Below are 10,348 nucleotides of genomic sequence, written 5' to 3'. Positions count from 1 at the left end.
TCAAACTCTTCAATTTAAGATTTTGTTCGGCTCAATGAATACTGAACATTACATAAGTAATGTTTGAATTGACTGTGCTGAATCCGAAGATTCAATGGTCACTTCGTTTCATTGAAACCTAATTTGATACCGAAGTATCTAATTGGATTATCATCAACGAGTGCCCACACAGATTGATAGGTCTATATTGTTAAAGAGCTTGCTTTTCGAGAAGCTTTTCTCTCAAAGCGGAGGTGCATTCTAGCGATTTAATTGGCAGTGTCAAACACTTTTTCAATTTTATTTTTCGTAGAAGCTTTTTACCTCTCCGACCCTGCTGAAGCCTTATCGCGTCTGCCGTGTCGGTGGATGCGCATTATAGGGAACTCAGATCCGTTCGCAACCCTTTTTTGAAAAAAAATGGAGAAAACTGACTGTTCGATGACTATTTCATCAAAAAAGCAAAAAAGAGGGTAAAAAACCCTCTTTTTTTGCCTCATAAGCCGTATTTAAATGAATGCGTACGCGTCTGCGAACATACGTTCGCTCTTCGCTTTCTTGTTCTGAGTGAACTGTTCACGTGCTGCGCCAGCCATTTCGAATCGACCTGCAATATAGATATCGTAGTTTTCTAAGCTTTCGAAATCTTCACTCACCGCTTGTAGCACGTTACCAACCTTACCTTGCCAATCAGCAGGTGCTTCTTCTACAACTGGAACAAAGTGAACGTTAGTAAACTTATCGGCGATCTCGACCAGTTCTTCTTTTGCATAAAGTTGGCAGTTATCACGCGCCCCCCAATATAGATAGATAGGGTTGGTTTTATTCTGCGCGACGCAGTGATCCAGAATCGAGCGCACGTAACTAAAACCTGTACCACCAGCAATTAATAATAGTGGACGTTCACTTTCTTCTTGAACCCAAGCATCACCATGCGGGGCATCAATTTCAATCTGACCATCAGTTTCAAGCGCCGCTTGCATTGCTTCGACAACTTCTTGAGCGTAAGCGTTGTGTTCCGCCGCACCGATATGCAGTTCAAGTTCACCTTCATGACGGCAAGGGCTGCTCGCGATAGAGAAAGGACGTTTGTCTTTTTCACCCATCACCACCATTAGGTACTGACCCGCTTTAAAAGGCACTGGTGATTCTGGATGAAGAAGGATTTGGTAAGTATTACAAGCTAACGGCTGAATAGACTTTACTTTACATTGGATGGTCATGGTGTTCCTCTCGCTTACTCGTCAAAAGTAAGCACTAAATTACTTTCTGTATAGGCTTGGCAAGGGAATATCCAACCTTGCTGTTGCTCTTTTTCGGTTAGCATCGGTTCGAGGTGGTAATTCACCTCGCCCGTTAGCTTTTTACACATGCACATGGCGCAAGCGCCAACTTGGCAACGGTGTGGGAAGCGAATATTGTTGTTGAGCGCAGCTTCCAACACCGTCTCCCCTTCTTTTACTGGAAACGTAACGTCCATTGGTAGAAGGTGGACTTGATGACTCATAGAATACCTAACTGGTCCCAAATCTCATCGACTTTAGCCACAAGTTTAGGATCTTTTTTGATAGGCGTACCCCACTCGCGCGTGACTTCAGATTCGAACTTGTTGGTCGCATCCAATCCTAATTTGGATGAACTCTCAGTATTACCACGCACTTGAGTTGTGTCTCTATCTGGGTCCATTCGAGTTGTCACAGCCCAAATGATGTCATTCCAATCTCGTACATTAACGTCATCGTCGCACAAGATAATGAATTTGTTATCCGTGTATTGAGCAAAGAAACCCCATAAATATTCCATCAATTCTTGAGATTGACCGGCTTGGTCTTTCTTCATGGTCACAACAGCAAATTGGTTGTTTGCTGTGGCTGGTAGATAGACATCAACAATCTCAGGACGTTGCTGTTTTAATGCATCCAGATCCGCTTCGTTAATCGCTTTATTGTCACGCTCAGTAACCTTGGTTCGTGTCGCGAGTTCAGCATCCCATTTAATGGTCGCATCCAAGCCCATCTTAGAGCCAAGCCCAACCACTGGCGAAGCAAAGTCGAGCGAGTCGATTGGCGTGTTGTCTATCATCAAGGTATCACGTACAGGATCCATATGCTCTGACATGGCTTTAACGACATCATTCCAATCTCGCGCGTTTACCGATTCATCGCACACAATAACAAACTTGGTGTACATGAATTGACGTAAGAAAGACCACACACCCATCATTACGCGCTTGGCATGTCCTGGGTACTGCTTCTTCATAGTGACGACTGCCATTCGGTACGAACAACCTTCTGGCGGTAGATAGAAGTCTTCGATCTCTGGGAACTGCTTTTGCAGAATCGGCACAAACACTTCGTTTAATGCCACACCCAATACAGCAGGTTCATCTGGCGGACGACCTGTGTAGGTACTGTGATAGATTGGGTCTTTACGCATAGTAATGTGCGTAATGGTAAACACGTGGTGCTTTTCTTTTTCATTATAGTAACCAGTGTGATCACCATATGGGCCTTCATCAGCAAACTCGTTTGGGTCGATATAGCCTTCCATGACGATTTCCGCGCTTGCTGGCACTTCCAAATCATTGCTGACTGACTTAACGACTTCAGTTTTGCTGCCACGCAGCAAACCTGCAAACGCGTATTCCGATAGCGTATCTGGCACTGGCGTTACTGCGCCAAGAATGGTTGCGGGGTCTGCACCAAACGCAACCGAAACCGGAAAAGGTTTACCTGGATTGGTTTCAATCCAATCACGTAGGTCAAGCGCACCACCGCGATGAGCTAACCAACGCATGATGATTTTGTTCTTGGCGATTTTCTGTTGGCGGTAAATACCTAGGTTCTGACGTTTCTTGTTTGGACCTTTGGTCACGGTTAAGCCCCACGTAAGAAGTGGTGCAACGTCTTCCGCCCAGCAACTCATTACCGGGATTTTGTCCAAGTCGACTTCATCACCTTGCCACACAATCTCTTGGCACGCCGCTTTACGCAGACGCTTGGCTGGCATGTTCAATACTTGCTTGAACACTGGCAATTTTTCCAATGCGTCTTTGAAGCCTTTTGGTGGCTCAGGTTCTTTCAAATAAGCCAGCAGCTTACCGACTTCTCTTAATTCTTTAACATCTTCACGTCCCATACCAATCGCGACACGCTCTGGTGTACCAAATAGGTTGGTCAAAACAGGTACGTCGTAGCCAATTGGGTTCTCAAACAACAGCGCAGGTCCACCAGCACGCAAGGTGCGGTCACTGATTTCTGTCATTTCGTAAGCGGGATCGACTGGGTGAGCAATGCGTTTAAGTCGACCTTTCTGTTCTAGGTGGTCGATAAATTCGCGTAAATCCTTAAAACTCATAGGCCTTCATGACTGGCTGATTAAACTGTCCGCAGTATAACAAATAGGAGGACGCTAAGATCCTCCTATTTTGTGTGGGTATGTGAGCCAGATTACTTTAATACTTGCTCTATCTGCCGGGTCTTCACTTGATGGTTGTTAGAGACTAACTCTTCCAACCAGGTTTGATGCCCTTGCTGCGCCAGCTCTCGAGCGACCATTGTAGCTTCTTCCGATAGTGCCATTTTGCTAACTAGAAACTGTTTCACTTGCGGAGATAAAGGGTTGGATTTTGTGAGTAGACTAATGGCTTCTGGTTTGAGTGACGGATTGACGGTGGAGTTCATCAATTGCTGAATTGAAAAAACGTCCCCAACCGTAGCTAAACGCTCGAGTTCGGACTGGCTGTTGTAATCCGCTCTCATCCGCCAGAGTAAGTTGTACACTTCCTCATCTTGACTTACTTGCGCTAATCTCACGATCACGGCTGTCGATGGTAGCCAACTGGTCACATTCGCTTTGGTTAACTGAGTGGTTAATGCGGCAAGCGCATGCGGTGATAAGCTGTCCAACTCTCGAATCAAAAGTGCTTCACGCGCCTGAACTTGTTGAGATTGCCCTGTAAGCCATTGCTTTAAGTCGAGCTCTTTCCGCTCAGCTTGTAGTACAAAGTCCAAGGTACTTTGGTCTTGCTTCCAACGCTTAATCAAGCGGCTCGCAATGGCAGGAAAGTTAAAGGCAGGCACACTAAACTCATACCCGTCCCCCCGCTCTAGAACCTGATAAGTAGGAGTCATACGGATCTGAGACTCAACAAACAGAGCCATTCTAGGCGTGAGAATCACATCTTGCTTCTCAAGCTTTTCCAATAACCGAAAACGCACGACCTCTTGTTGAGGTAAAGCTAGTCGATCAAGGGCAAATTTAAGCGAGTCGACCTCATCCCTGACAACGTAATCAAGCAGTTCAGAGACTTTAGCCTGTATTTGAGTATCCTGAAGCCACTGTTCTACTACAGACTCCTGCATTTCCTTGGCAGATAACGTCGCGGGTAGTGTGATAAGTGACAAGCTCAGGAGTAATGACGACAACATTCCTTGTTGCATGTTAACCTCCCGATAACATTTCTCCTCATTCTGATGCTTCCATCGGGAGAAAGCAACAAAAAAGCCACCGTTAACGGTGGCTTTTTTAGAATAAGGACTCAGCTATTACTGACGACGCATCGCATCGAAGAACTCATCGTTGGTCTTCGTCATCGCTAGCTTATCAATGAGGAATTCCATCGCGTCGATTTCGCCCATTGGGTGAACGATCTTACGCAGAATCCACATTTTCTGTAGTTCATCAGTCTTCGTCAGTAGCTCTTCACGACGTGTACCTGAACGGTTGAAGTCAATCGCAGGGAATACACGCTTCTCAGCAATCTTACGGTTCAAGTGCAGTTCCATGTTACCTGTACCCTTGAACTCTTCGTAGATAACTTCATCCATCTTAGAACCAGTATCTACTAGTGCCGTTGCGATGATCGTTAGGCTACCGCCCTCTTCAACATTACGTGCTGCACCAAAGAAACGCTTAGGACGGTGTAGTGCGTTTGCATCCACACCACCTGTCAGTACTTTACCTGATGAAGGTACTACGGTGTTGTAAGCACGAGCGAGACGAGTGATAGAGTCAAGCAGGATAACCACGTCTTTCTTGTGTTCAACAAGACGTTTCGCTTTCTCGATTACCATTTCCGCTACTTGTACGTGACGAGATGCTGGCTCATCGAAAGTCGACGCGACTACTTCACCTTTAACTAGACGCTGCATCTCTGTTACTTCTTCTGGACGTTCGTCGATAAGAAGTACCATCAACTCACACTCTGGGTGGTTGTATGCGATGCTTTGAGCAATATTTTGCAGAAGCATTGTCTTACCCGCTTTTGGCGGAGCAACAATCAGACCACGTTGACCTTTACCGATAGGCGATGCCAAATCTAAAACACGTGCTGTGATGTCTTCTGTAGAACCGTTACCACGCTCCATTACCATGCGTTCATTTGCATGCAGAGGGGTAAGGTTTTCAAATAGGATCTTGTTACGAGCGTTGTCTGGTTTGTCGTCGTTAACGGTATTGACTTTTAGAAGGGCAAAGTAGCGTTCACCGTCTTTTGGTGGACGAATTTTACCAGCGATAGAGTCACCAGTACGTAGGTTAAAGCGACGAATCTGACTTGGTGATACGTAGATATCGTCCGGACCCGCAAGGTATGAACTATCTGCACTGCGTAGGAAACCAAAGCCGTCTTGCAGAATTTCCAGAACCCCATCGCCAAAGATGTCTTCGCCGCCTTTAGCGTGCGCTTTTAAAATCGCGAAGATGATGTCTTGTTTTCTTAAGCGAGCTAGGTTCTCTAATCCTAAGCTTTCGCCCAGTTTTACAAGGTCAGACACAGGTCTGTTCTTCAGTTCGGTAAGGTTCATGGTGGTGGATTCTTGTTTAGTCAAAATAAGATCTGTTTTCTAGTTAAGATGGATTTGGTCTCAGGATCGACCAAGAAGAGAAATTTGTTCAATTAACGCGCGATAAGTTAGCACTAATTAGTATTCTAGTCCAGAGTTAGAAAAACAAAACCGTGCGTTGTTACTTTGCACGGTTTTATCTGTAATCACTTGGTGATTATAAGTTTGCGTCCAAAAACTCTTTTAGTTGAGTTTTAGACAGAGCACCAACTTTCGTTGCCGCTACGTTGCCGTCTTTGAATAGCAGTAGCGTTGGAATGCCGCGAATACCAAACTTAGGTGGTGTACCTGCGTTATGGTCGATGTTTAGTTTACCGATAGTGAGTTTGCCTTCGTACTCGTCTGCGATTTCGTCCAGAATAGGAGCGATCATTTTACAAGGACCACACCATTCTGCCCAGAAATCCACTAGAACCGGGCCTGCAGCGTTGATTACATCGTTTTCAAAACCGTCATCAGTTAGCTGCAAAATCTTATCACTCATCTTCCACTCCAATGTGTTTTTCGAAACTGGTTGGATGATAACCAGTAATTAGATGCCCTATTGGAATGTATTTACTTTCGTATTGCAAGCTTTAGCTGATATTCTATAGCCATGAAAAAGACGCATATCACAGAGCAAAAGTTCGCCGATTTGGGCTTAAAGCCCCAAGTTATTGAAGGATTGGACAAAAAAGGGTTCGAATTTTGTACCCCTATCCAAGCCTTGGCGTTGCCGGTCCTGCTCACCGGCCAAGACATCGCAGGCCAGGCCCAAACGGGTACTGGTAAAACGCTCGCGTTTCTTACTGCTACATTCAACCACCTTTTGACGACACCAGAGCATGAAGGTCGTAAACCTACGCAGCCACGCGCAATCATTATGGCGCCAACACGTGAGCTTGCTATTCAGATTTACAATGATGCAGAAGCATTAACTGAGAGCACTGGTCTAAAAACCGCTTTGGCTTACGGTGGTGAAAGCTACGATAAGCAATTGAATAAGCTGCAAGATGGTGTCGATATTCTGATTGGTACGACAGGTCGTATCATCGATTTCTACAAACAGCGCGTATTCAACCTTAACAACATTCAAGCCGTTGTTCTGGATGAAGCCGACCGCATGTTCGATCTTGGCTTTATTAAAGACATTCGCTTCTTGTTCCGTCGTATGCCTGAACCAAAAGAGCGTTTGAACATGCTGTTCTCAGCGACGCTTTCTTACCGTGTTCAAGAACTGGCATTTGAGCACATGAACACTCCTGAGCATGTTGTGGTAGAGCCAGAACAGAAAACTGGTCACCGCATTCAGGAAGAACTTTTCTACCCTTCTAACGAAGATAAAATGGCCCTCCTTCAAACTTTGATTGAAGAAGAATGGCCAGATCGCGCCATCATTTTTGCGAACACGAAACACAAGTGTGAATCGGTTTGGGGTCACTTGGCGGCCGATGGACACCGTGTCGGTCTTCTTACTGGTGATGTACCGCAGAAGAAACGTGAAAAGATTCTTGAGCAATTCACCAAAGGTGATGTCGACATTCTTGTTGCAACTGACGTTGCTGCGCGTGGTCTGCACATTCCTCAAGTGACGCATGTTTTCAACTACGACCTTCCTGACGACTGTGAAGATTACGTTCACCGTATTGGCCGTACCGGTCGTGCTGGTGCAAGCGGCCACTCAATCAGTTTTGCTTGTGAAGAGTACGCAATTAACCTGCCTGCAATCGAAGAATACATTGAGCACACTATCCCAGTTTCAGAATACGATTCGTCAGCGTTGATCCAAGATCTGCCAGCGCCAATTCGTATGCGTGCGCCACGCAACCAACAGCGTCGTACGAATACTGGCGGTACTCGTTCAGGTTCAGGTAACCGCAAGCCGCAAGGACGTCGTCCACGCCAACCGCGTCAATCGGCACCAAAACAATCGTAAAAGGAAACTGAGTTCGTTTATGAGTCAAGCAGGATCATCGCCGCTATACGCCGCCATCGACCTCGGGTCGAACAGTTTTCACATGCTCGTTGTGCGTCATATCGATGGCAGCGTTCAAACAATGGCTAAAATTAAGCGCAAGGTTCGTCTAGCCGCGGGCCTAGATGAACATAATTCTCTTAGTATGGAAGCTATGCAGCGAGGATGGGACTGCTTAAGTCTATTTGCGGAACGCTTGCAGGATATTCCTAAACAAAACATTCGTATTGTCGGCACAGCCACTTTACGTACCGCCACGAATGTAGATGTGTTTCTGGAGAAAGCGAACCAGATTCTTGGTCAACCAATCGACGTTATCTCCGGTGAAGAAGAAGCGGCCACTATCTATAAAGGTGTCGCACACACTTCTGGAGGCAGCGGTCGCCGTCTTGTTGTCGATATCGGTGGCGCAAGTACCGAGCTCATCATCGGTGAAGGTTTCGAAGCCAAAGCACTGACCAGTTTAAAAATGGGTTGTGTGACTTGGCTGGAAAACTTCTTTAAAGATCGCCAGTTGAATGCGCGTAACTTTGACGCAGCAATTGAAGGCGCGAAGCAGACAATCCAGCCAATTCTAGAGCGCTATACAGAAATCGGTTGGGATGTGTGCGTTGGCGCATCAGGCACCGTTCAGGCATTGCAAGAGATAATGCTAGCGCAAGGTATGGACGAAGTAATCACTCACTCCAAATTGAAACGCCTGCAGAAGCAAGCCATGTTAGCCGATCATTTAGAAGAACTCGACATTGAAGGCTTAACGCTTGAGCGTGCATTAGTGTTCCCTAGTGGCTTATCTATTTTGATTGCCGTTTTTGAATTACTGGAAATCGACGCGATGACACTCGCTGGCGGCGCACTACGTGAAGGCTTAGTCTACGAGATGGTTGAAGAGCTACGTCAAGAAGACATCCGTGCTCGCACAATTGCCAGCGTACAAAATCGTTATCAGCTCGATCACCAATACGGTGAACAAGTTGCGACACTGGCAAGCAAACTATTGGAGCAAGCCGGCGGCGATGAGTGGATTACGGAACCTCAAGGCAAGATATTGCTTGAAACCGCCGCAAAGCTGCATGAAATCGGCTTAACGATCGATTTCAAAAAAGGCGGTGAGCACAGTGCTTACCTACTCCAGAATTTGGATTTACCTGGCTACACTCGCGCGCAGAAGTTCTTTATTGGTGAGATTGCCCGTCGTTATCGAGAACAACTCACCTCACTGCCTGAGCAACACGCGTTATCAGGCTCAAGTGCCAAGCGCGTACTGCGGTTGTTGCGCTTAGCGGTGTTGTTGACTCACCGTCGCAACCAAAACTTAGAGCCAAACGTCGTATTAACGGCTGAAGGTGACAACCTAACATTAAACATTGATGCACAGTGGCTAGCGGCCAACCCGTTGACCGCCGCTGAGCTAGAAATCGAATCCAACCGTCAAACTGATATCGGTTGGCCATTAACGATTACCTCTGATTAATGGTTGTTATCCCATGACAAAGGCTCCTTCTGGAGCCTTTTTAATACCCGTTATTATCCTATGTACAACTCATAGAGTTTTGAGACACCGATGATCTAAATACTCATTTCGCTGTACATTTGCTTTAGAAACAACAAAGCCGCTATCAAAAGCGGCTTTGTTGCTATTAACTGATGAAAACTATGCCGTCGTCGTAACTTTAAAGTTAGGGTTCACTGCCGTTAGCTTCTTAATTAAGTAATTCAGTAGTACGCCGTACATAGGCACAAACAGACCAAGACTAATCACTAACTTAAAGCCGTAGTCCACCAGCGCGATTTCCGTCCAATGCTCCGCCATAAATGGATCTGGACTTTGGTAGAACGCAATCGCGAAGAAGGCGATGGTATCCAGTGCATTACCAAAAAGCGTTGAACACGTTGGGGCCACCCACCACTGTTTCATTTGGCGTAGGCGGTTGAACACGTGCACATCCATAATCTGACCAAGTAGATACGCCATGAAGCTAGCAATCGCGATACGAGCAACGAATAAGTTAAATTCCCCAAAGTGACCAAAACCTTGGAACTGCCCCTCGAAGAACACCACCGATAAGAAGTAAGAGACAGCCAAAGCAGGCAACATTACTAAGAAAATGATCTTACGCGCCAACTGAGCACCGAAAATACGTACGGTTAAATCCGTCGCAAGGAAAATAAATGGGAAGGTGAATGCACCCCAGGTGGTATGTAAGCCAAAGATAGTAAACGGTAGCTGAACTAGGTAATTGCTGGATGCAATAATGACTAGATGAAATAAAACCAGATAGATAAGGGCGTTGCGCTGCTGCGCAGGGGTAAAGTTACTCATGCGATACCTTTTTAGTTTGGTTTGGGGGCGAGGGAACCCAAATCGAGCGTTTTCTACAGAGAAAAGCACTCTTACCAACAATGTAAAAAATGACGATTAAACTAGCTTAACTCATTCAGAGTAAAGCGGTGGGCGATTATACATTAACCAATTTTACTCACAAGCGGTGTTTTATACGCAAACGTTTCTTCGCGAACATCACGTCAAACCAAGGGCTTTGATGCAAAAATAAGAAAGGGTGTTTCA

The 10,348-nt window shown here is 45.9% G+C and carries 9 protein-coding genes; 2 read left to right on the top strand and 7 right to left on the bottom strand.

All coding sequences use genetic code 11. The features are described 5' to 3' along the window. Nucleotides 1-488: 488 nt before the first annotated feature. The 6 genes from fre to trxA form a co-directional block, all read right to left on the bottom strand. Nucleotides 489-1,202 carry an NAD(P)H-flavin reductase gene (gene fre / locus L3V27_RS22905; protein ID WP_005398442.1) on the bottom strand — a complete coding sequence of 238 codons (714 nt, stop codon included), beginning with the start codon at nucleotides 1,200-1,202 and terminating at the stop codon, nucleotides 489-491. A gap of 14 nt (nucleotides 1,203-1,216) precedes the next feature. Continuing rightward, nucleotides 1,217-1,486, bottom strand: a complete 270-nt coding sequence (locus L3V27_RS22900) for a 2Fe-2S iron-sulfur cluster-binding protein (protein WP_012841284.1) — start codon at nucleotides 1,484-1,486, stop codon at nucleotides 1,217-1,219. Then, nucleotides 1,483-3,336 carry a 4-hydroxy-3-polyprenylbenzoate decarboxylase gene (gene ubiD, locus L3V27_RS22895; protein ID WP_104971067.1) on the bottom strand — a complete coding sequence of 618 codons (1,854 nt, stop codon included), beginning with the start codon at nucleotides 3,334-3,336 and terminating at the stop codon, nucleotides 1,483-1,485. The genes L3V27_RS22900 and ubiD overlap by 4 nt, the downstream gene beginning before the upstream one ends. Nucleotides 3,337-3,428: 92 nt before the next feature. Continuing rightward, nucleotides 3,429-4,421 carry a hypothetical protein gene (locus L3V27_RS22890; protein WP_012841282.1) on the bottom strand — a complete coding sequence of 331 codons (993 nt, stop codon included), beginning with the start codon at nucleotides 4,419-4,421 and terminating at the stop codon, nucleotides 3,429-3,431. Between the two features lie 105 nt (nucleotides 4,422-4,526). Beyond that, the gene (rho, locus tag L3V27_RS22885) at nucleotides 4,527-5,786 is read right to left on the bottom strand and encodes a transcription termination factor Rho (protein WP_005378757.1); all 1,260 of its coding nucleotides are present in this window, start codon (nucleotides 5,784-5,786) and stop codon (nucleotides 4,527-4,529) included. 196 nt (nucleotides 5,787-5,982) lie between these two features. Further along, entirely contained in the window at nucleotides 5,983-6,309 is a 327-nt protein-coding gene (trxA, locus tag L3V27_RS22880; RefSeq protein WP_004745500.1) for a thioredoxin TrxA, read from the bottom strand. Between the two features lie 111 nt (nucleotides 6,310-6,420). Here trxA and rhlB point away from each other — a divergent pair, with 111 nt between their 5' ends. Together rhlB and gppA are read left to right on the top strand one after the other, a co-directional pair. Continuing rightward, nucleotides 6,421-7,740: an ATP-dependent RNA helicase RhlB gene (gene rhlB / locus L3V27_RS22875; RefSeq protein WP_005397003.1), complete on the top strand. Its 1,320-nt coding sequence runs from the start codon at nucleotides 6,421-6,423 to the stop codon at nucleotides 7,738-7,740. 19 nt (nucleotides 7,741-7,759) lie between these two features. Further along, on the top strand, nucleotides 7,760-9,253 hold the full coding sequence (gene gppA, locus L3V27_RS22870) for a guanosine-5'-triphosphate,3'-diphosphate diphosphatase (protein WP_046874560.1): 1,494 nt from the start codon (nucleotides 7,760-7,762) through the stop codon (nucleotides 9,251-9,253). A gap of 180 nt (nucleotides 9,254-9,433) precedes the next feature. Here gppA and L3V27_RS22865 read toward each other — a convergent pair whose 3' ends face one another. Next, on the bottom strand, nucleotides 9,434-10,102 hold the full coding sequence (locus tag L3V27_RS22865) for a 7-cyano-7-deazaguanine/7-aminomethyl-7-deazaguanine transporter (RefSeq protein WP_237312819.1): 669 nt from the start codon (nucleotides 10,100-10,102) through the stop codon (nucleotides 9,434-9,436). Nucleotides 10,103-10,348: the final 246 nt, after the last annotated feature.

The organism is Vibrio sp. J2-3(2022) (assembly GCF_021725735.1).
GTDB classification, from domain to species: Bacteria; Pseudomonadota; Gammaproteobacteria; order Enterobacterales; family Vibrionaceae; genus Vibrio; species Vibrio diabolicus.
The sequence above is the reverse complement of the archived record's forward strand: the minus strand, read 5'-3'. Positions and strand labels throughout refer to the sequence as shown.

What these genes read in the sequence shown, in the direction of transcription:
- fre (WP_005398442.1), bottom strand. Translation starts at nt 1,202, where the DNA reads ATGACCATCCAATGTAAAGTAAAGTCTATTCAGCCGTTAGCTTGTAAT.
- L3V27_RS22900 (WP_012841284.1), bottom strand. Translation starts at nt 1,486, where the DNA reads ATGAGTCATCAAGTCCACCTTCTACCAATGGACGTTACGTTTCCAGTA.
- ubiD (WP_104971067.1), bottom strand. Translation starts at nt 3,336, where the DNA reads ATGAGTTTTAAGGATTTACGCGAATTTATCGACCACCTAGAACAGAAA.
- L3V27_RS22890 (WP_012841282.1), bottom strand. Translation starts at nt 4,421, where the DNA reads ATGCAACAAGGAATGTTGTCGTCATTACTCCTGAGCTTGTCACTTATC.
- rho (WP_005378757.1), bottom strand. Translation starts at nt 5,786, where the DNA reads ATGAACCTTACCGAACTGAAGAACAGACCTGTGTCTGACCTTGTAAAA.
- trxA (WP_004745500.1), bottom strand. Translation starts at nt 6,309, where the DNA reads ATGAGTGATAAGATTTTGCAGCTAACTGATGACGGTTTTGAAAACGAT.
- rhlB (WP_005397003.1), top strand. Translation starts at nt 6,421, where the DNA reads ATGAAAAAGACGCATATCACAGAGCAAAAGTTCGCCGATTTGGGCTTA.
- gppA (WP_046874560.1), top strand. Translation starts at nt 7,760, where the DNA reads ATGAGTCAAGCAGGATCATCGCCGCTATACGCCGCCATCGACCTCGGG.
- L3V27_RS22865 (WP_237312819.1), bottom strand. Translation starts at nt 10,102, where the DNA reads ATGAGTAACTTTACCCCTGCGCAGCAGCGCAACGCCCTTATCTATCTG.